At 41.8% G+C, this 20,466-nt stretch carries 18 protein-coding genes and 1 other annotated feature; of the genes, 9 read left to right on the top strand and 9 right to left on the bottom strand.

Annotated elements, in window-relative coordinates; genetic code table 11:
• Positions 1–22 precede the first annotated feature (22 nt).
• The 4 genes from ACYQ0H_RS10440 (at position 23) to ACYQ0H_RS10425 (ending at position 3,782) form a co-directional block, all read left to right on the top strand.
• Positions 23–496, top strand: a complete 474-nt coding sequence (locus tag ACYQ0H_RS10440) for a hypothetical protein (protein ID WP_459812779.1) — start codon at positions 23–25, stop codon at positions 494–496.
• Entirely contained in the window at positions 493–1,596 is a 1,104-nt protein-coding gene (gene hemW, locus ACYQ0H_RS10435; RefSeq protein ID WP_459812778.1) for a radical SAM family heme chaperone HemW, read from the top strand. The genes ACYQ0H_RS10440 and hemW overlap by 4 nt, the downstream gene beginning before the upstream one ends.
• A gap of 138 nt (positions 1,597–1,734) precedes the next feature.
• Positions 1,735–2,733, top strand: coding sequence for an efflux RND transporter periplasmic adaptor subunit (locus tag ACYQ0H_RS10430; RefSeq protein ID WP_459812777.1), 999 nt, complete (start codon positions 1,735–1,737; stop codon positions 2,731–2,733).
• Positions 2,734–2,915: 182 nt separating this feature from the next.
• Entirely contained in the window at positions 2,916–3,782 is an 867-nt protein-coding gene (locus ACYQ0H_RS10425) for a hypothetical protein (RefSeq protein ID WP_459812776.1), read from the top strand.
• A gap of 63 nt (positions 3,783–3,845) precedes the next feature.
• Here ACYQ0H_RS10425 and trpA read toward each other — a convergent pair whose 3' ends face one another.
• Genes trpA through trpE form a run of 7 tightly spaced genes read right to left on the bottom strand, consistent with a single transcriptional unit; the run spans position 3,846 to position 11,470 of the window.
• A complete protein-coding gene (trpA, locus tag ACYQ0H_RS10420) occupies positions 3,846–4,637 on the bottom strand; it encodes a tryptophan synthase subunit alpha (RefSeq protein WP_459812775.1) in 792 nt (263 codons plus the stop codon).
• Positions 4,627–5,817, bottom strand: coding sequence for a tryptophan synthase subunit beta (gene trpB, locus ACYQ0H_RS10415; RefSeq protein ID WP_459812774.1), 1,191 nt, complete (start codon positions 5,815–5,817; stop codon positions 4,627–4,629). Before trpB ends, trpA begins: the two co-directional genes overlap by 11 nt.
• On the bottom strand, positions 5,818–6,450 hold the full coding sequence (locus ACYQ0H_RS10410; RefSeq protein WP_459812773.1) for a phosphoribosylanthranilate isomerase: 633 nt from the start codon (positions 6,448–6,450) through the stop codon (positions 5,818–5,820).
• A complete protein-coding gene (gene trpC, locus ACYQ0H_RS10405; RefSeq protein WP_459812772.1) occupies positions 6,451–7,230 on the bottom strand; it encodes an indole-3-glycerol phosphate synthase TrpC in 780 nt (259 codons plus the stop codon).
• Positions 7,231–7,246: 16 nt separating this feature from the next.
• Positions 7,247–8,884 carry a bifunctional anthranilate synthase component II/anthranilate phosphoribosyltransferase gene (locus ACYQ0H_RS10400; RefSeq protein ID WP_459812771.1) on the bottom strand — a complete coding sequence of 546 codons (1,638 nt, stop codon included), beginning with the start codon at positions 8,882–8,884 and terminating at the stop codon, positions 7,247–7,249.
• A 21-nt stretch (positions 8,885–8,905) separates the two neighbouring features.
• A complete protein-coding gene (trpS, locus tag ACYQ0H_RS10395) occupies positions 8,906–9,982 on the bottom strand; it encodes a tryptophan--tRNA ligase (protein ID WP_459812770.1) in 1,077 nt (358 codons plus the stop codon).
• Between the two features lie 15 nt (positions 9,983–9,997).
• Positions 9,998–11,470, bottom strand: coding sequence for an anthranilate synthase component I (trpE, locus tag ACYQ0H_RS10390; protein ID WP_459812769.1), 1,473 nt, complete (start codon positions 11,468–11,470; stop codon positions 9,998–10,000).
• A 111-nt stretch (positions 11,471–11,581) separates the two neighbouring features.
• Positions 11,582–11,845, bottom strand: a binding site (T-box leader).
• A gap of 198 nt (positions 11,846–12,043) precedes the next feature.
• Between trpE and ACYQ0H_RS10385 the strand changes: the two genes are divergently transcribed.
• The gene (locus tag ACYQ0H_RS10385; RefSeq protein ID WP_459812768.1) at positions 12,044–13,345 is read left to right on the top strand and encodes an AI-2E family transporter; all 1,302 of its coding nucleotides are present in this window, start codon (positions 12,044–12,046) and stop codon (positions 13,343–13,345) included.
• 45 nt (positions 13,346–13,390) lie between these two features.
• Here the strand turns inward: ACYQ0H_RS10385 and ACYQ0H_RS10380 are convergent, their stop codons facing one another.
• Together ACYQ0H_RS10380 and ACYQ0H_RS10375 are read right to left on the bottom strand one after the other, a co-directional pair.
• On the bottom strand, positions 13,391–14,794 hold the full coding sequence (locus ACYQ0H_RS10380) for a D-alanyl-D-alanine carboxypeptidase family protein (RefSeq protein ID WP_459812767.1): 1,404 nt from the start codon (positions 14,792–14,794) through the stop codon (positions 13,391–13,393).
• Positions 14,795–14,849: 55 nt separating this feature from the next.
• A complete protein-coding gene (locus tag ACYQ0H_RS10375) occupies positions 14,850–15,638 on the bottom strand; it encodes a DUF8091 domain-containing protein (protein WP_459812766.1) in 789 nt (262 codons plus the stop codon).
• A 212-nt stretch (positions 15,639–15,850) separates the two neighbouring features.
• Here ACYQ0H_RS10375 and ACYQ0H_RS10370 point away from each other — a divergent pair, with 212 nt between their 5' ends.
• From ACYQ0H_RS10370 to ACYQ0H_RS10355, 4 genes are all read left to right on the top strand, one after another.
• Entirely contained in the window at positions 15,851–16,936 is a 1,086-nt protein-coding gene (locus ACYQ0H_RS10370; RefSeq protein ID WP_459812765.1) for a metallophosphoesterase, read from the top strand.
• A 349-nt stretch (positions 16,937–17,285) separates the two neighbouring features.
• A complete protein-coding gene (locus ACYQ0H_RS10365; protein ID WP_459812764.1) occupies positions 17,286–17,585 on the top strand; it encodes a homing endonuclease associated repeat-containing protein in 300 nt (99 codons plus the stop codon).
• Positions 17,582–19,615 carry a DUF4430 domain-containing protein gene (locus tag ACYQ0H_RS10360; RefSeq protein ID WP_459812763.1) on the top strand — a complete coding sequence of 678 codons (2,034 nt, stop codon included), beginning with the start codon at positions 17,582–17,584 and terminating at the stop codon, positions 19,613–19,615. Before ACYQ0H_RS10365 ends, ACYQ0H_RS10360 begins: the two co-directional genes overlap by 4 nt.
• Positions 19,616–19,630: 15 nt before the next feature.
• The gene (locus ACYQ0H_RS10355; protein ID WP_459812762.1) at positions 19,631–20,458 is read left to right on the top strand and encodes a DUF4430 domain-containing protein; all 828 of its coding nucleotides are present in this window, start codon (positions 19,631–19,633) and stop codon (positions 20,456–20,458) included.
• Positions 20,459–20,466 lie beyond the last annotated feature (8 nt).

Below are 20,466 nucleotides of genomic sequence, written 5' to 3'. Positions count from 1 at the left end.
GAAGATAAAGAAAGGACTCAATATGAACGATTTGCCGAAATCAATGAAATACTCGCTTATATTCGGACTTGGCGGAGCTGTTCTGCTTCCGTTGATTTATGAGGTATACGCAAACGCTTCCAGGACTTTTGCGGTTTTGCTGCTGATATGCTGGTCAGTATTTGCAGGGATAAAGTTCTCAATGCTGAAATTCAGAGCAGCAGCCGTAGGGATCGCTGCCTGTCTTGCCTACAGCGGAATACTGGGACTTATCTGCTATGTAATAATACATCCAGCAGCGGTAAGCTTTATAGGAAGCCGTTCCGTCTACTTTCAGCTTGGTCTTGAAGAACAGATGTGGTTCGTACTTTATGCGGCTCTTATACTTCTGGGAATGTTTGCTGTTTGCTTTGCCAAGTACGGTGTATGCGCGGCCGTAAGACATATACGCGGCAACAGTGAAAAGGCGGCTTTGTATATAGAGGACGCTTTTAAAGACGGCGAAGAAAGCAAATGACGGGTATTTATATTCACGTTCCGTTTTGTCTTAGAAAATGTCCTTACTGCGATTTTTATTCGGTCAGGTGGAGTGCGGAAGCTGCAAATGCATATGTAAACGCTGTTCTGCGGAATATTGAAAGTTATGCGGAATACTGTCTGAGCGCTGATACGATTTATTTCGGAGGAGGAACACCGTCCCTTCTTACTGCGGAGCAGATAAACAGCATTTTAAGTGCTGCGGATAAAAGTTTTAATCTGTTGAATCCTGAAATTACAATAGAGTGCAATCCGTCCTCTTCTTATTATGAAAAGCTTTATGATTACCGTTCAGCCGGAGTAAACAGGCTGTCCTTCGGAGTGCAGTCGGCGGACGATTCAGAGCTTAAAGGCTTGGGTCGGCTTCATACCTTTGAAAGAGCCTGTATAGCTGTTAACGGTGCAGTCAAAGCCGGGTATAACAATATATCCTGTGATATAATGCTGGGACTGTGCGGACAGTCGCTTGATTCTCTTAGATACAGCGTAGAGCGTATAAGCAGTCTGCCTGTATCCCATATTTCTGCTTATATGCTGAAAATAGAAGAGAATACGCCGTATAACTGCGCTGAAGTCAAAAACTCAGCTGCCGATGACGAGCTTATGAGCGATATGTATCTTAATATGATTAATATTCTTGAAGACAGAGGATTTATGCAGTATGAGATCTCAAATTTTGCAAAGCCGGGAATGGAAAGCCGTCATAATCTTAAATACTGGCAGGGAGAGGAATATATAGGTATCGGACCTGCGTCACATTCTTTTTTCTGCGGAAAGAGGTATAAGTGTCCTGACGATATAGAATCATTTATTGAAAGCAGGCAGCAGTCAAAGGAAATCACCGAAGAATCTCCGAATAAGCTTGAGGAATACATTATGCTCGGACTTAGACTGAAAAGGGGCGTACTTATAAGCAGGATAGCGGAGCTTGGAGGAAATAATATTGCGTATAAAGCGGCAGAACAGGCAGGCGTTCTAGAAAAGCACGGGTTGTGTATATTCAATGGGGAACGGATATATCTCACTCCTGAGGGCTTTTTGGTGTCCAATGAGATTATTGCGCGTTTTTTGGATCTGTAATAGTTAATATGTCTAAATATTTGTGTGTATTGTTGTGCAGGTATACAATATAAGATCAAGTTCCTTGCACTTTTTCAGAAAAAATGATAAAATAAAATAGAACGCATTTTGTATTGTGTATTTTGATTGGAGTTTTTTATGAAAAAGCTTTTGATTTTATTTGCCGCTGTATTAACGGCGACAGCCTTCTCATCCTGCGGAAAAAGCGGAGAGAAAGAAGAGATCGCAGTTCCGATACTTGAAACCAAGGACGTAACATATAAGACCGAAAGAGCTGAAGTATCCGATATATCTGAAAAGTATTACCAGAAAGGCAGCTACGGATACCCGTACTATGAATTTGTGTCGTTCAAAGCGAGCGGACAGATCGAAACATTGAATGTCGAAACAGACACCGAGGTAAAAAAAGGAGATCTGCTTTGCGCTTTGAATACTGACGATCTTCAGGAGCAGATAGAGGAAAAAGAGGTATATCTAAAACAGGCAGAGAAAACCCTTGAAACCCTGAGGACAAACGGCGGTTCAGCTGATGAAATAAAGTTTGCTCAGATAGATCTGGAAATACAGCAGCTTGAATACGACCATCTTGTATCCTCTCTCGACGACTATAACGTATACGCTCCCTGCGACGGAGTATTTAATATTATGACAGGCGATGACCGCAGGCAGGAGCTTAACGTATATTCATATGTTAATAAGGGGCAGATTTTTGGTTTTGCCGCCGACAGATCACAGGAATATCTTTGCTGTGAGATATATGATAATCCGCTTAATAACGTAAATTTCGGCACTAAGGTACTGCTTGAACAGGGAGCTAATTCGTGCGGCGGCACAGTTACGGATATAATCCGCAACGAAAACGGTGAATATTCCACATATATTTATGTTATAACTCCCGATGAAGACGGAGAGCTTTTTGATTTCGGAGAAATACAGGTCTGCTTTGACGTTTATTCGAGGCTTGATACTGTCGTAGTTTCCAAAAAAGCCGTTAAGACAATCGGGGAGAGAACCTTTGTAAATCTGCTTATAGACGGAGTTAAGGTTGAGCAGGATGTTGAGCTTGGAATAGAGGACGGAGAAAGAGTTGAGATCCTCAGCGGATTAACCGGCGGAGAAGAGCTTATTCTCAACTGAGATCGTAAAATTGTACAAAAATACTGCTGTATCTCAGCGGTAAAGTCCAATATATATAGAAAATGGCGGATAAGGCTAAAACCGCTTGATTTTTCGATCAGAATAGTATAAAATTATTTATATGTGTAAGGACTGAAAAAGTCCGAAGCAAAAAACGGAGATATATCTAGGAGGATTTTCAGATGAAGGACGTTCTGTCTAATATATGGGTGAAACGCTGTGTTTCAATTTTCAATGTAGCGTATTTTGCTGTAATAGTGCTGCTGACATATGCAACCTTTCTCTATAAGCTTGAATTTGCGGAAGGAATGCAGGCATCTTTTTTTCTGATTTATACCTTCGCAAGTCTTGTATTCCTTATTCTTATGCTTTATACTAGAAATCAGCCTATCACTAAGCTTCTGAGCGTGCTTATGCTTCCGGTAGTGTTTTTTATGATACTGTTCAATATGGGCATATGGGTGCTGATAATTCCGCCTTTTATTGTTGCTATTGTAATGTTTTTTGCAGCAGGCAATAACGAAAATGTAAAGGTAATTATGGGAACTATATATCTTCTGCTTTATGTACTCGGACTTGTTGCTTATTTTGTGCTGAATATGCTTTTCGGAGGTTCTTCCGTTGAAACCGTACTGGATATGAATATAGATCCTTCCGGAAAGGTTTACAGCAGGTACAGCGATCAGGCAGAAAAGCTAGCGGAAGTAACTGATGAGAAAAACGCTATTTCGCCCGACGGAAAATATAAATTTTATCTTGTAGACGTGCAGGACAGCGATAAGGGTGCGGTCAAGATTTATGTTGAGCCTTACGGTGAGGATATTGAACTTAAATTTTTTACTCTTAAACAGAAGGGCATAAGAAAAACTATTACCAATAAAGGCATAAGAGGAATAATTCCTGATGTCGGCTGGTCTGTAAGAACTAATGATTCAGGCAAAAAGGAGCTTATAGTACAGTACCGACTTGCGGACGGCGGAGAACTGAAGGAAGGCTCGGTTTCAAATATGCCTGATAAGCAGTATCTTGACTTCCTGGGAATTTCATAATATATCTGTTATAAAAAAATCCGTTTGACATTACTTCGTCAAACGGATTTTTTATTTTAAGTATCATGCTATTTTTGACTTCAGAGCTTTGATCAGCTCTCCTACCTTTTCTGGTGATTCTTTGCCGTATTCCGCAGCCACATCTACTACAGCGCTTCCTACTATCACGCCGTCGCAGTAGGAAGATATATGCTCAGCCTGTTCGGCGTTCGATATTCCGAAGCCTATACAAGCAGGGCAGGTTATTTCGGAACTTTGCAGAGGCGCTGTAAGCTCGCTGAAATCAGTGGAAAACTCGTTTCTCTTTCCGGTAACTCCGAGAGAGGATACGATATAAAGAAATCCCTTCGACTCCTTTGCTATCATTTTTACTCTTTCATGAGAGGTAGGCGCGACAAGATTTATAGAATATATGCCGTATTTATCGGCATAAGGCATAATTTCCCCCCGTTCTTCAAAAGGCAGGTCGGGTACTATTACTCCGTCGATCTCACAGTCCGAGCAAAGCCTGAAAAACCTTTCAGTACCGTATCTGAAAATAGTATTTACATACATCATAAGAAGTATCGGCTTATCTGTTTTCTTTCGTATGGATCTAACGGTATCAAATATCTTATCCAGCGTAGTTCCGTTTTCCAGCGAACGCATACTGGCTTTCTGAATAGTCGGACCCTCGGCTATCGGATCAGAAAACGGAACTCCCAGTTCAACTATATCCGAGCCGTTTTCAAACATAGAAAGAACGCATCTTTCGGTAGTTTCCATGTCCGGATCGCCTGCTGTTATAAATGTTATAAGTGCTTTTTTATTATCTTTTTTAAGCTGCTCAAAGCATATGTCTATTCTATTCTTCATTTATTTCTACCTCCCTGTAGCGGGCGACGGAATATACGTCCTTATCGCCTCTTCCTGAAAGATTAATTACTAATATCTGATCTCTGTTCATTTTCGGAGCAATTTTCAAAGCAGCGGCTACTGCGTGGGACGATTCAATTGCAGGTATAATACCCTCGGTTTTGGACAGGTATTCAAATGCGCAGACAGCTTCCTCATCGGTAATGCTTACATATTCAGCGCGTCCGACAGATCTCAGATAAGCGTGTTCAGGGCCTACTCCTGGATAATCCAGCCCTGCTGAAATCGAGTATACGGGGTCGATCTGACCGTATTCGTTCTGAAGAAACAGCGATTTCATTCCATGGAAGATTCCTGTTGTTCCTTTAGCCATAGTTGCGGCGTGAAGACCTGTATCTACGCCTCTGCCTGCCGCTTCCGCTCCGACCAGACGTACCTGCTTATCCTCAATAAAATTATAAAAAGCTCCCATTGCATTTGAGCCGCCGCCTACGCAGGCTACAACACAGTCGGGAAGTCTGCCTTCCTTTTCGGTTATCTGAGCTTTGATCTCTTCAGAAATGATCTTCTGAAAATCCCTTACCATTTCAGGGTATGGATGAGGTCCCATTACCGAGCCTATACAGTAAAAGGTGGTTTCAACGTTTGTACACCAATCTCTGAAAGCTTCGTTTATGGCGTCCTTCAATGTTGCCGTACCGCTGTCTACAGCATGGACCTTTGCCCCCAGCAGATTCATTCTGTAAACATTGAGCGACTGACGCCTTGTATCCTCAGAGCCCATATAGATCTCACATTCTAGTCCGAATAAAGCGCAGACGGTTGCCGTTGCAACGCCGTGCTGTCCTGCTCCGGTTTCTGCAATAATACGCTTTTTACCCATCTTTTTGGCAAGCAGGATCTGTCCCAAAACATTGTTTATTTTATGAGAGCCGGTGTGGTTCAGATCCTCCCGCTTTATATAAATTTTTGCTCCTCCAAGATCCCTTGTCATCTTGTCGGCATAATACAGCATAGACGGCCTGCCGGCATAATCTCTGTAAAGCGTTTTAAGCTCCCTGATAAATTCCGGGTCGTTTTTGTATTTGCTGTAGGCGGCTTCCAGTTCGTGTACGGCGTTCATAACGGTTTCCGGTACATACTGTCCTCCGTATTCGCCGAATCTTCCGATCTTACTCATTTATATCCCTCTTTCATTTAATTTTTTAAGCTGTTCAAATATCTTTTTTATTTTTTCTTCGTCTTTATATCCGTCAGTTTCTACGGAGCTTGAAAAATCTACTCCGTAAGGCTGAATATCGTCAACAGCCTGAATAATATTTTTCGGGCTAAGACCTCCGGCTAGAAAGAACGGCTTTGTGATTTTCGCATTCTTGATAATTTCAGCATCCACACGTTGTCCTGTTCCTCCGTAAGCTGACTGTGAGTAGCTGTCTATTACCAGCTTGCATACGGGAAGCTCGCAGGCGGCTTCAATTTCAGCTGATGTCCGCACTCTTACCGCTTTCCATATCTCGCAGCTACAGCTTTCGGAAAGCTTTGAAATATATGAGCGGTCCTCGTCACCGTGAAGCTGTATAATATCAAGCATATCTGAGTAATATTTCAATATATTTTCAGGCGGTTCATTAACAAAAACGCCTACACGCTTTATATCCCGATCAAGACAGCTTTCAAGTTTACAGAATGCACCAAATTCTACTGTTCTTTTAAAGCCGTCTGAAAGAATGAAGCCTGCGTAATCGGGACGGTATCTGTTGATATAATGTATATCATCAGCCCTGCGCATACCGCAGACTTTGATTTTTACCATTTAAACGCCCTCCCTCAGAGAAGTCAGGGTCTTGCTTATATTACCGCTTCGCATAAGCGTTTCTCCTACAAGAACGGCGTCCGCACCAAGAGAGCGTACAAGCTTCATATCGGAATTGGTTTTTATTCCGCTTTCCGAAACAAGTATTTTTTCAGATGAGACCTTTTCTTTAAGTCTTTCTGTAGTATTTAAATCAACCTTAAAAGTTTTCAGATTTCTGTTGTTTATTCCAATAATATTGATATTCATGCAGGAAATTTTATCAAGCTCCTCCTCGTTATGAACCTCTGCTAGACATTCAAGGCCAAGTGATAAAGCAAGCTTATTAAGATAGTCGATCTCAGCTGATGAGAGGACTGCGGCAATAAGCAGTACAGCGTTCGCTCCTATATATTTCGCCTCGTATATCTGGTAGCTGTCGAATATGAAATCCTTACGCAGGATCGGCAGCTTTACTGTGCTGCGTATTTTACTCAGATATTCAGACGAGCCTTTGAAGTAGGATTCCTCTGTAAGACATGAGATAGCGTCAGCTCCCGCTTTTTCATATTCCGCAGCTGTATATACCGGATCAAAATCAGATTTTATGATACCTTTTGAGGGACTTGCTTTCTTCACTTCGCATATAACCGCCAGTCTGTCTTTTTTTAATGCTTTTGAAAACGAGATAACAGGCATTTCCGAGCGTTCGGCAAGTTTTTTCATCTCGTCGGGGGAAATTCTGCTTTTTTCTTGCTCAAGCTGTATTTTTCTTTTTATAATTATATCGTCGAGTATCATTATCGGCTCCTTCCGTTCAGGCTCGGTTTGTAAACGCTGCAAGCTCGTGCAGTTTATCAAGCGCCCTTCCGCTTTCAACAGATTCTCTGGATTTTTCGATTCCTTCTCCGATCGTTTCGGCAGCTCCGCAGACATAGAGCGCAGCTCCTGCGTTGAGGAGAACTATATCTCTTCTTGAATCCTTGATCGCTCCGCTTAGTATTCCAAGGGTGATTTTGGCGTTTTCCATTGCGTTTCCGCCTACTATCGAAGCTTTGCTGCCGATCCTTAGACCGAAGTCTGTAGGAGATATTTCATATTTTATGATTTTTCCTTCCTTTACTTCGCATACGGTAGTTGGGGCGGAAATTGAAAATTCATCAAGATTGTCATTTCCGTAAATAAGCAACGCACGTTTTATTCCCAAATTCATCAGAACCTTTGCCATTGTTTCAAGCAGTGAAGGGTCGTATACTCCCAGAACCATGTAATCTGCTTTTGCCGGATTTGCAAGAGGTCCAAGTATATTGAATACCGTTCTTACTCCTATCTGTCCTCTTACAGGCCCTACGAAACGCATTGCAGAATGGTAGCTCTGAGCGAAAAGAAACGACAAGCCTACTTCGTTCAGACAGGCTTCGGCTTTGGCTGGAGTAGACGTTATTTTTACTCCGAGCGCTTCGAGAACGTCTGCGGCTCCGCTTTTTGAGGAAACGCTTCTGTTGCCGTGTTTAGCTACCTTCTGTCCTGCTCCTGCTATTACAAAGGAAGCAGTTGTAGAAATATTGAAGCTGTTTGAAAGATCTCCTCCTGTTCCTACGATGTCCAATACAGGAGTATCGGGGCTGACTACCGCCATTTTCTGACGCATTACCTTTGCAAAGCCGGTGATTTCCTCTATAGTTTCCCCTCTCATACGCATTGCCGTAAGAAGAGTAGCTATCTGCGCTTCGGTTGCCCGGTCGCTCATAATTATATCCATAGCCTTGTAAGCCTCGTCTTCGGTAAGCGATTGTCCGTCAACGACCTTTTTCAGACAGTCTTTAAGCTCGGTTCTTTTAGCCGCAGGTATTGAGGGCGCTTTTGATAAATTTGTCTTTATTCCGGCAATATTATTTAGAAAGTTTGAGATAATGCTTTCACCGGCATCTGTTAAAATAGACTCAGGATGAAACTGAACTCCGTAGGTAGGATGATCCCTATGCCGCAGCGCCATTATCTGCGAATTATCATCGGCGGCTATGACCGAAAGACAGGAGGGAAGAGTTACGCTGTCTACGATAAGCGAATGGTATCTTGCGGCTGTGATCTCCTCCGGTAGCCCTGTAAACAGTGGGGCGGAGGTATTGATCTTTATATCAGTCTGCTTGCCGTGGAGAGGTTCTTTTGCATGAATGATTTTTCCTCCGAAGGCTTCAGCTATAGCCTGATGTCCAAGACAAACGCCTAAGATCGGGATCTTTCCGCTGAATTTCCTGATTGCTTTTACTGAGATACCTGCCTGAGCCGGATAGCATGGGCCGGGGGAAATAATTATAGCCTGCGGATCCATTTGCTCAATTTCACTTAATGTTATTTCATCGTTACGCACTACTTTTATATCATGATATAATACGCCGACTGCCTGATATAGATTGTAGGTAAAGCTGTCGTAGTTGTCAATTAATAAGATCATTGCTGCGTCCTCCTGTTTATTTTATTTTACAAATTTATCGGTAAAGGATTTGTCGGTGAAATAGTCAATACCGATTGCGGCTCTTATTTCCGAAACAGTCCGGCTCGAAATCTCAATTGCGTGATCTGTACCTTTTTTAAGAATTTCCAGCAGATATGTTTTATTCTTTTCATAATCCTGCCTTCGTTTTCTGATAGGAGCTAGAAATTCCTGCATTACATTATTAAGGAGTTTCTTGCATTTTATATCGCCGAGACCTCCGCGGCGGTAATGTTCCTTCATTTCAGAAAGATTCTGATATTCGGGCATATACTCTGCGAAAACCTCATCTGTGCAGAAAGCGTCCAGGTAGCTGAATACGGGATTATTTTCAGTGTGTCCCGGATCGTTTACGCCTATATGCAAAGGATCTGTATACATATCCATGATTTTTTGACTAACAGTGTTTTCATCATCTTTAAGAAAAATACAATTGCCAAGTGATTTACTCATTTTTGTATTTCCGTCAGTACCGGGCAGTCTGCTGCAGCTTTCGCTGTCCGGAAGAACCGCTTCAGGTTCTACCAGAACATCACATTTATAAATTCTGTTAAAGCTTGAAACAATTTCTCTTGTCTGCTCCAGCATAGGAAGCTGATCGTCTCCTACAGGAACGTATTTTGCCTTAAAAGCGGTAATGTCCGCAGCTTGGCTGATAGGATAGGTCATAAAGCCGACGGGAAGATCTCTTTCAAAATTTCTCAGCTTTATTTCATTCTTTATAGTAGGGTTTCTTTCAAGTCTGGCTAATGTAACAAGATTTGAATAGTACATGGGCAGCTCGTAGAGGGCAGGGACATGAGATTGAACAAAAATAGCTGTAACAGCCGGATCAAGACCGACTGCAAGATAATCAAGCGTTACCTCAAGAATGTTCTGTCTGATTTTTTCAGGATTATCAGCGTTGTCGGTAAGCGCCTGCAAGTCGGCTATCATTACAAAAGGCTGATAATTTCCGGTATTCTGCATTTGGATTCGTTTTTTTAGCGAGCCTACGTAATGCCCTAGGTGAAGCGCTCCTGTCGGTCTGTCGCCTGTTAAAATAATTTCTTTATTCATACTAGAAATATCTCATCATAATTTTGCTGCTTCTTCAATGGCGTTTATAACGGCTTTCGCTTTATTGACTGACTCTTCATATTCATTTTCCGATATGCTGTCTGCAACTACTCCTCCTCCTGCCTGAACATAAGCTTTTCCGTTTCTGAAAAGTACGGTTCTTATTGCAATACAGGTATCAATACTGCCGTCGAACGCAAGATATCCTACCGTTCCTCCGTAAAGTCCGCGCCTTACTGTTTCCAGCTCGTCGATAATTTCCATAGCTCTTACCTTAGGAGCACCTGAAAGCGTTCCTGCGGGAAGCAGAGCCATAAGAGCGTCCAGTGGTTTTTTGTCTTTCCTGAGCGTTCCCTTTACGTTTGAAACAAGATGCATTACTTTTGAATACCGCTCTACTATCATATAATCCGTTACATTTACTGAACCGAACTCTGAAACCTTACCAATGTCGTTTCGTCCGAGATCTACCAGCATCGTGTGTTCAGCGCGTTCCTTTGGATCGCTGATGAGTGCGGCTTCATTTCTGATGTCTTCTTCCATTGTTTCACCGCGTTTTATCGTTCCGGCAATGGGACGGGTTATTACTGTTCTGTCGTTGACAGAAACAAGCATTTCCGGTGACGCTCCTGCAATCGAGTACTCCTTGCTGCTGAAATAGTAAAGATACGGAGACGGATTGGTGGAACGAAGCATTCTGTATACGTCAAAGCTGTCGGGAGGGTTGTCAATTTCAAAACGCTGAGACGGAACTATCTGAAAAATGTCTCCGTTTCTGATATATTCTTTGGATCTTTCAACGTTTTTTAGATAAACTTCTTTTGAAATATTTGATCTGATATTGATATTTACATTATCCGAACTGATACTGACGGGCTTCGGCTGAAAGCTGTGCAGAACCCCGATAATTTCATCTTTGCGCCTTTCGCATGATGCATACTTTTCTTCAAGATCATCGGAAGCGTTTATATTCAGTATAATAACAGCTTTATTGCTTAGATGGTCATAAGCGACAAGCTCATCGAACAAATGCATATCGGCATCGGGCATATTCAGATCATCAGCAGGCGGTTCAGCCAGTGTTTTTTCAAAATATCTCACCATATCATAAGCGAAGTATCCTATAAGTCCTCCGGTCAGCTTAGGTCTGCCGTTGAATTTAGGAGCTTTATGCTGTTCTATAATATCTGAAAAGAAACTGATAGGGTCGTCAGTGCTTATGCTTACAGGTTCTTTTCCCTGCTCTTTGATAACAGCTGTATGGTCTTTAAGCGTATACCGCACTTTGGGATTGATTCCGATATATGAATATCTTCCCCATTGATCCTTGCTGTCAACCGATTCAAGAATAAAACAGTTTTCATAGCTTTCGTGCAGACAATTGAAAAGCTGAACGGGAGTAAAGGAATCTACGAGAAGCTCATAAAAAACCGGTACTGTTTTGTAGTCTTTTAATAAATCTTTTACCTGTTCAATTGACGGATACATAATAAAAACCTCCTGAAAATTTATTTGTGACGAATGATAGGGAAGATTATCAGTTTTATTCTGCCCGAAAAAATGCAATAAAAAAAGTCCTGCCGTCACAATAGCTTAACGCTATGGGACGATAGAACCGTGGTGCCACCCAATTTCCCGACGATTATAAACGCCGGCTCACAAGTACGCATTCTCGGCAATAAGCCTGGAAATCAATACCCAGTCACACTAACGCAGGAACACGCGGCGAGTGATACTTTCTGTAAAGATTTCACACTGCTCCTCACAAACCCATTCACCTGAATTTCATGTACTGATTCACACCATACATCAGCTCTCTGAAACATTCCATACAAGCTACTTACTTTTGCTCAACGGATTTAAGATATTAACTTTAAATTACTATATATTATATTCTTCCGGAAAAGATTTGTCAATAGCTGAATATTAAAAAAGTGTAAACAATAATTCCTAGGCAGTTTTTTAATTTTTAAGGTTAAAAAGCTGTTGCAATGTTAATGCTTATAGTGTATAATATTTTTATAGAAATTAATATGAAATTATTTATGAAAGGAAATATTTATGAAGCTTTATACCAATAAAAGGTATAACACAATCGCGCTGTACGCTATACTGGTCATAGCGGTGAATGTACTGATCGTTGTTGCAATTTTTAAGTTCGGCACTATTCTGAGAATTCTTTCGGCGCTTGTCGGAGTTCTTATGCCCTTGATATGGGGACTTGTTATAGCATTTCTTATGAATCCTATAATGGTAAGGCTTGAGAAGCTGTTTAATAAAAAGATAATCAAGAATCCTTCAAGAAAAAAACCGCTGCGCTGTTTGTCTATTACCGTTTCTTCGATCGTTTTTCTCGGGATCGTTGCAGGAATTATAGCGGTTATTGTACCGGAATTTATCAATAGCTTTAATGAGATCGTCAATAATTTTTCGGGATTTGTAACAAATACTCAGAAATGGATAAATAAGCTTCTGAAAAATTATCCCGAGGTTGAAAGCTTTATTTCCAATAAGCTTGTCGAATTCGGTACTGATCTAACTAAAATACAGCCTATGCTTGAAAATATTCTATCCGGAGCATGGGGCTTCGTAACGCTTGTGAAAAATTTTCTGCTTGGCTTTATTGTATCGGTTTATCTATTGTTTTCAAAGGAAACGCTTATTGCTCAGACCAAGAAGCTGTTGTTTGCGGTATTTAAAAAGCCATTCTGTGAAAAGACGCTCAGACTTGGTTCTCAGGCAAACGATGTTTTTTCCGGCTTTCTCAGCGGAAAGATAATAGATTCGCTTATCATCGGAATACTTTGCTTTATAGGACTTACTATTATAGATATGCCTTATAACGTTCTTATCAGCGTTATTGTCGGGGTAACAAATATAATACCGTTTTTCGGACCTTTTATAGGAGCGATACCGTCGGGCCTGCTTATTCTGCTTGTAGAACCGAGAAAAACCATATGGCTGCTGCTGTTTATCTTTATTCTTCAGCAATTTGACGGAAATATTCTAGGTCCAAAGATACTAGGCGATTCAACGGGACTTCCTGCGTTCTGGGTAATGATCTCGCTGTTTGTGGGAGGAGGCTTGTTCGGTTTTGTAGGAATGATAATGGCAGTACCTACCTTTGCTCTTATATACAGTCTTACAAGAGTAAGTGTTGAATCAAGGCTAAAGAAAAAGAAAATGCCTGTTTCTACTGATTATTATATTGAAAATCCCGATAAGCTGTACTCGCCTAAGCATGAAAAGAAAACTCCTCTGACTCCAGAACAGCTTGAAAAGATCATTATACCGTCAGCCGATGAGGTAAACGAGGCGGCTTCGGAAGCTGAGTATTTAGAGAGAAATGACAAGACTGAATAATAAAAACAGGCTGCTGCGTTTTTATGCGCAGAGCAGCCTGTTTTTTTATTTTTTCATGTATTTAAACTGTATGCAGATAAAATAGCCTATTGTGTAAACTACAAAAAGCATAATGACTGCATATACGGCATACTTGAACTCTGAGGACTTAGGAAAAGCTTTAGCTATTTCAAGCTTCTCTGCGGAGGCGGAACGTTCAACTTTAGATGTCGCTACAAGATCAATAGACGCTATTTCTTCACCGTTGTATATAAGCTTCATTTCGCCGAGAATATCGCCGGGCTCTACCGGAGCTACTATGTTGCTCTTAACGATAACCTTCCTTTCTACATCATCGGTAGAAATGCCTTTCGGCCATAGCTGAGTATATCCTGCGGCAGGCTTTAGGTTGACATAATCAGCATTGTCTCCGAACTCGACCGTGGCCTCGGTAACTTCGCTGTTAGGGTTTATAAAATCGGTTGAAGCGAGAGAGTTAAAAGCCCATTCGTACAGTGCAGAATGATCCAGCATATTGTAATAAATAACGTCGTCCGCATAAAAAGATTCAGGATCTTTATCGCCTTTTTTTATGTCGGCTTCAAGCTTTTCCATTGGAGCGCCCATAGTAACGGTTAGATAATTGTATCCGTCATAGCTTGCATATGAAGCAAGGCAGCGTCCTGCGGCGTCAAGAGATCCGGTTTTTATTCCTTTTACATACGGGTAGTAATAATCAGATGTAGATGAAAGCATATAGTTTGTATTAACGATAGTCGAGCCGACGGAATGATATTTTGTGGATTCCATCTGATAGCTTGGCATTGCAACAATATCCTTAAAAACATCATATTTGTCAAGAAGGTATTTGCATAGTGATGCAATATCCTTGCAGCTTGAGTAGTTCTGAGCTACGAAAAGTCCGTGTGCGTTTGAAAAGTGAGTATTTTTCAGTCCCAGCTTTTCAGCCTTCTGATTCATAAGATCGCAGAAGCCGCTTATGGAGCCTCCCAGGTTTATAGCTATAATATTTGCCGCCTCACAAGACGAAGGTATCATCAATGCAGCTAGAAGGTCGTAATAATTTACTTTTTCATTAGGCTGAATATCAGCGGTAGAGGCTCCCGTTCCGTAAAGCTCATCAAAGGCTTCGCTTCCGGCAGAAACGTAAGACGCTTTCATTTTTTTCTCACTGCCCTTGAATTCGTCAAGCAGAACAGCGGCGGTCATTATTTTTGTAAGTGAGGCGGGAGCACGTTCTTCTTCTCCGTTTATATCAACTATAACATCGCCTGTGTCCAGATTTATCATATATACCGATTCGGAATATAAAGACAAAGGTACCGGATCGCCTTTTTCGTCTACACCGGAGGTGGGAGTGAAATTAAATGCCGATACCGAATACGGAGAAAGAACGCTTATCATTAACATAAGCGCCGTTAAGAAACATATTTTATTTTTTTGCTTCATTTATATCAGAATCCTTTCGGAACAGTTTTCATAATACTTAATTATAACTCATATCTTAGGGAGTTGTAAAGCTTTCAAATGTAAATTTTGAATAATAGCTGTCATTTCTTTTGTATATAATATTATTGCCGGATTTTCCGCAGCGTTCTACTATATTCAGGTATGTAAAAATATTAAGAGCAGTCTGAGCAGCAGAACGGCTTATTCCGGCGTTATCCGCTAGGTCGTATGAAGTAAAATCCTGCGGCAGCGTTTCGGGAAGAAATATCCCGTAGTCATAAGGACTGCGTATATATATTTCATCGGTGATCCTCAGCGGGATCCTGTCGCAGCGTGACGAACCCTTTTTCCTGTCCTTTGACCAGCCGTTGAGGTATCTTATCTCTTCAACTTCAAGCAAACACAGGCAAAGGTTCATTCGCGGATTGTCGAGAGTATATTTTATCCTGTATAGCTCAGGAATTACATCGTATATCCCGCCTTTTTTGGGGGATTTTCTTCTGCCGCAGATCTCTCCGGTTTCAGTGTCGAGCCATGAAAGGTATTTAACGGCAGTGATAGGATAAACAACAGTTACATTGCAGAATTCCAGAAACCGCTCCAGCTTTTTTGTAAGCTTTGAAAAATTTCGGGTCTGTATTTCTATAACTCCGTTTTCACCTACAATATCCGCAACAAAGCCTCCTATTTTTATTTCATGGTTCTCGGTATGCGGTTCATAGTAGTTTTTAAGAACGGCGTGCAAAGTTTTTTCTCCGAGAGTACCTATACCGTTTCTGTTTCTTTCAGAATTTATGACCTTTCTGAGCGCCGTTTCAAATTTTTCACTGTCCGTAAAAGTCACCTCCGCTTATGCAGTAAATAAATTATAGCAGAGCAGAGGTTCAAAGTCAATCGGTTTAGTTTTCTGCAATGGTTATTATTCACAAAATATTTTGTATATCAGTTGATTTGTATTTCTTCTTATGATATAATATTGATACTTGATTTTTAAATTGAGGTGTTTGCTTGTTTTTGTTTATATTTGCAGCAGTACTTTTTCTTGTGCTGTACTCTATGTTTAAATATCGTGTTTTATGGGAAAAAACAAAGCTTCCATCGGCGTTTTACTGGCTGATACAGCTTGCCCTTACCGCTGTTCTTATGTATTGTATGCTGGGGAATTATGATAGGATAAGCTATCCCTTTCCTGCTGTACCTATGCTTTTTGCTTCAGCTGCTGTATTTATTATTCTAAGTTATTCGGCGGTTCTGTTTATTGTAAGAGATATATTTCTGATCTCTGCAAAGCTTCTTAAACGTTCGGAATGCAGGGCGGCAAGGATGTTAAAGAGCCGGAAATGTACAGCAGCAATACTCATATCAACATTTGTTCTCTCGATTATCGGATACGTTAATATGGGCATTGTAAGGGTTACTGAATATTCAGTTGATATAGCTAAGCCATCTGTTAACGATAAGCTTGAGATAGTAATGCTTTCAGACGCTCATATAGGAACTGCGGTCGATAAAAACGGAATTGATGAAATCGTGGCAAAAATAAACGATATGAAACCGGACGCAGTATTTCTGGCAGGAGATCTTTTTGATGAAAACACTTCTGAGGAAAACCGTCTGTATATGACTGAAAGATTTTCTGATATTAAATCAAAATACGGCGTGTATTTTTCATATGGAAATCATGAGGGCTACTTGGGTGAGGACATCAGCGGTTATTTTAAACAAGCCGGAATTACCGTTCTGGAAGATGAAGCGGTAACTATAGCCGGAGATATTTCCGTAATAGGAAGAAAGGATCTGTCCGCTGAACCGGAGGATTTGGAAAGTCTTATGAAAAGGTATTCAATTAATACAGAAAGCCCTGTCATAGTCTTAAATCATCAGCCCTCCGAACTTAAAGAAATTTCCGACTCAGGAGCAGATCTTACCCTCTGCGGACATACACACGGAGAGCAGTTTCCCTTAACCGAAGCTTTGGTTTCGTTAGCCAACGATATGGTATACGGCGTTGAGAAATTTGACTCAATGACCGCTGTAACTTCATCAGGCATAGGCGGCTGGGGAGTGCATTTTAAATTTCCCGCAAAGAGCGAGCTTGTTAAAATAACTTTAAACTTTAATAATCAGCTTGACAGAAAATAAAGAAATATGCTATAATAATTAAAATCAAATATTTTCAGGGACACGGTCTGAAAAGTTGTCAGCCTAGTAAGTAATTGGGAATCTGGTTAGAATCCGGAACAACCGTCATTACTGTGTTTGGCATTTATTTGCCATAAGTCAGAATACTCCCGTGTTCCCTAAGCGGTATCGCCGTCTTGGACGAAGAAGAAGCGCAGCCGGCTTTTACGGAGAGATTCCGTCAAAAGGACGTTTTTATTTTCGCTTATTACGGGATAGCTGCGTCTTGTTCTAAAAGTCAGTTGTGCTTTCTTTGCTTTCGGCATTGAAAGCATTTTTTATTTTGTATTTAATAGAAAGGGATCCCGAAATGAATAAGGATAATAAGACGGAATATGCATTGAATATGCTTAAAAGCAAATACTCGGAGCTTGGCAGGATTCCTATCAGGAGCGATTTTGAAAGCAGTGACGTGTGCTTTATAAAACAGAAGCTGGGACCCTGGCCCAGAGCGCTGGAGAGAGCAGGACTAAAAGAGAGCCTTAAACCTTCCGCCGCCGACAAGAGCCGGGAAAAGAGAAAACGCGCAAAGGAAAAAAGAAGAGTATTAAAATCAAACGTACAAGAATCTGATCGTTTGAAAATTGAAAAAACGGAGGAAAAACTATGAAAATAACTGCCAGAATAATATCAGCCGCAGCCGCAGCAGTAATGGCGGTATGTTCGGTATCGCTGAATGCTTTTGCTTCTGAAAAAGCCGGTAGGATCAGGATATCAGCTGTAAACAATAACTTTTCCGTATCAGACGGAGCGGCGTGGGACGGAACTCTATTTGATATATGGATAGATATAGACGGCGAAGAACCGCTGTCCGACGCAGTAATGCGGGGATTTAAAGCAAGCGGCTATTCCGTTTCGGGACTTGATGCAGGCTATGTTACGGATATAAACGGAGTCGGAACTGCAACTGCTTCAGATATGGGCGGCTGGATGTTTACTTTAAACGACTGGTTCACAAACGAAAGCCCCTCGGCTTATACGCTTTCCGACGGTGATGAGATATGTTATATGTATTCATGCAATTGGGGAGCGGATATAGGCAGCGACTGGTCAGGCAGCAGTACGTTGCTGAAGGATGTTGTTTTCAGCACAGGAACGCTCGATAAGGATTTCCTTCCAGAAACGGATAAATACACTCTTACAGTAACGGATTCAGACAGTATAAGGGTAACTCCGTCTGCCGAAAATAAAAATTTTCAGGTCAGGATATATAAAAACAACTATACTCCTGAAGTAGACGGAAGCGAGTATAAAAGAAGCGAATATATTCCCGTTGCCGACGGAGATGTACTTTATATAGGAGTAGGAGATCCGTCATGGCCCAGTATGAATGGCGGACAGACTGAAACGGTATATAAATTCAGCATTGTTTCAGCCGATACCAAGCCCTCTGACGACCAAAAGGCTGCCGACGCCGTAGATGCTCTCATTGCCCGGATAGGAGAGGTAACTTCTGAAAGCAGGGAAGCAATTAAAAAGGCGAGAGCGGCTTATGAAAGGCTTACAGCTCAACAGAAGGCGCTATGCAGTAATTACAGTATTCTGGCTGCGGCAGAGGAAGCTTATTCAAGGCTGTCAGAGCAGAAGCTGGCTTCATTCGACGAGCTGTACAGCAGCGTTGCAGATTATCTGCTAAAAAGCGGAATCCCGGGTATCGGTTCAGTGGGCGGCGAGTGGACTGTTATAGGTCTTGCAAGAAGCGGTAGGATAACTGAAGAATTTTCAAAGGGCTATTATGAGAACGCTGTTAAATATATTAGGTCAGCCGGCTCGGCAAAGCTGAGCAATACAAGGTCTACGGAAAACTCCAGAATGATACTTGCATTGACGTCGCTTGGCTATGATGCCGCCGACGTCGGCGGATATAATCTTTTTGAGCCTCTGGCTGATTTTGATTATGTTGTAAAGCAGGGCATAAACGGCGCAGCGTATGCATTGATCGCTCTTGATTCAAGAAATTACGATATACCTGAAACTGATTCTGAAAATACTGTTACAAGAAAAAAGCTTATAGATTATATTTTAGCTACGCAGCTTACTGACGGCGGATGGTCGCTGAACGGAGAAAATGCAGATATTGATATTTCTTCAATGGTTCTTACGGCGCTTGCTCCGTATTACGATGAGAAAAATGTAAGATCGGCGGTAAATAAGGCGCTGGATATGCTTTCGGCAGCTCAGAACCCGGACGGTACGTTTTCTTCAACGGGTGAGGGAGTCTGCGAAAGCACGTCGCAGGCAGTAATTGCTCTTGCAAGCCTTGGTATTGATCCTTCATCAGATGAGAGATTTGTAAAAAACGGAGTTTCCGCAGCAGACGCACTGAAGCTGTTTTACGCAGACGGAGGTTTCAGCCATATTGTCAAAAGCGGCTCGGCTGACCGAATGGCTTCTGAACAGGGATTCTGTGCGCTTGCGGCATATTACAGGCTTATGAACGGCGGTAATTCTCTTTTTGATATGATTGATGTTCCCGAGAGTGAAAATCCGGCGGTCAGCGATAAAAATAATGTTTCTTCAAAGTCAGATCCTTCTGCCGATAAGCTTCCCGCCACCGGCAACTGCTCAAAGGCAATAGTTCTTATGCTTGCGGCGGTATCCATAGGAGCGGCGGTTACTGTAAAAAGAAAATCAATTTAAGGAGAGCGTCTGCTTATGTCTGAATGGCTGAAAAAATACAGGTTCCGAATTGCCGTAATCACTGTTATTGCAGCTGTGCTTGCAGCGGCTTATTGGTACGGCGGAGCTTCTCCCGGATCTCATGGGTGGGCAGTTTCCGATTCAAAGGCGCTGCTTTCAGAAGCTGCGACGGCTTCTTCGTATACATGGAGTCCTGCGCTTATTGAGGGGAACAGTCTTGCAGAGTTGTCGGAAAAAGCTGAGGAAAGCTTGTCTGAAGCTGAAGCTTCTGAAAATACGCCGACATCGGAAAAGGAGTCAGAAGCGTCTGTTTATGAAGTCAGCTCGTCAGGAAATGATCATGTGGAAAGTACGGCTGACGATCCGTCTGCTCAGCCTAACAGTGAGAACTTGTCCGGGTCGGGATCTGAAGCAGCTGAGGAATATGAGCTGAAATGTACGATTTCAATCTCCTGCGGTACGGTTCTTGACAATATGGATAAGCTTGATAAAAATAAGCATGAGCTTGTTCCGTCGGACGGCTGGCTGTTTTCGGAAACCGAGGTGGTTTTCAGCGACGGAGAAAGCGCTTTTGATCTGCTTCTTAGAGTATGCAGGGATAACGGCATACACTTTGAAAGCGCACATACTCCGCTTTCTGATAACGCTTATATAGAGGGTATAGGAAATATTTATGAGTTTGACTGCGGAAGTCTTTCGGGCTGGATGTATAATGTAGACGGTGAATTTCCCAATTACAGCTGCTCGGATTATATTATTCAAAATAATGACAAAATCAATTTTGTCTATACCTGCGATCTCGGCAAGGATGTAGGAGGAGATTATTATGGTCAGAACAGATAGCTGTTTCG

The organism is Hominimerdicola intestinalis (assembly GCF_054655215.1).
Note: the sequence above shows the minus strand (reverse complement) of the source record. Positions and strands in the feature narration are given on the sequence as shown.

Bases quoted from the DNA above. Each gene is read 5' to 3' on its own strand.
- ACYQ0H_RS10440 (WP_459812779.1), top strand. From the start codon at position 23: ATGAACGATTTGCCGAAATCAATGAAATACTCGCTTATATTCGGACTT.
- hemW (WP_459812778.1), top strand. From the start codon at position 493: ATGACGGGTATTTATATTCACGTTCCGTTTTGTCTTAGAAAATGTCCT.
- ACYQ0H_RS10430 (WP_459812777.1), top strand. From the start codon at position 1,735: ATGAAAAAGCTTTTGATTTTATTTGCCGCTGTATTAACGGCGACAGCC.
- ACYQ0H_RS10425 (WP_459812776.1), top strand. From the start codon at position 2,916: ATGAAGGACGTTCTGTCTAATATATGGGTGAAACGCTGTGTTTCAATT.
- trpA (WP_459812775.1), bottom strand. From the start codon at position 4,637: ATGAAGAATAGAATAGACATATGCTTTGAGCAGCTTAAAAAAGATAAT.
- trpB (WP_459812774.1), bottom strand. From the start codon at position 5,817: ATGAGTAAGATCGGAAGATTCGGCGAATACGGAGGACAGTATGTACCG.
- ACYQ0H_RS10410 (WP_459812773.1), bottom strand. From the start codon at position 6,450: ATGGTAAAAATCAAAGTCTGCGGTATGCGCAGGGCTGATGATATACAT.
- trpC (WP_459812772.1), bottom strand. From the start codon at position 7,230: ATGATACTCGACGATATAATTATAAAAAGAAAAATACAGCTTGAGCAA.
- ACYQ0H_RS10400 (WP_459812771.1), bottom strand. From the start codon at position 8,884: ATGATCTTATTAATTGACAACTACGACAGCTTTACCTACAATCTATAT.
- trpS (WP_459812770.1), bottom strand. From the start codon at position 9,982: ATGAATAAAGAAATTATTTTAACAGGCGACAGACCGACAGGAGCGCTT.
- trpE (WP_459812769.1), bottom strand. From the start codon at position 11,470: ATGTATCCGTCAATTGAACAGGTAAAAGATTTATTAAAAGACTACAAA.
- ACYQ0H_RS10385 (WP_459812768.1), top strand. From the start codon at position 12,044: ATGAAGCTTTATACCAATAAAAGGTATAACACAATCGCGCTGTACGCT.
- ACYQ0H_RS10380 (WP_459812767.1), bottom strand. From the start codon at position 14,794: ATGAAGCAAAAAAATAAAATATGTTTCTTAACGGCGCTTATGTTAATG.
- ACYQ0H_RS10370 (WP_459812765.1), top strand. From the start codon at position 15,851: ATGTTTAAATATCGTGTTTTATGGGAAAAAACAAAGCTTCCATCGGCG.
- ACYQ0H_RS10365 (WP_459812764.1), top strand. From the start codon at position 17,286: ATGAATAAGGATAATAAGACGGAATATGCATTGAATATGCTTAAAAGC.
- ACYQ0H_RS10360 (WP_459812763.1), top strand. From the start codon at position 17,582: ATGAAAATAACTGCCAGAATAATATCAGCCGCAGCCGCAGCAGTAATG.
- ACYQ0H_RS10355 (WP_459812762.1), top strand. From the start codon at position 19,631: ATGTCTGAATGGCTGAAAAAATACAGGTTCCGAATTGCCGTAATCACT.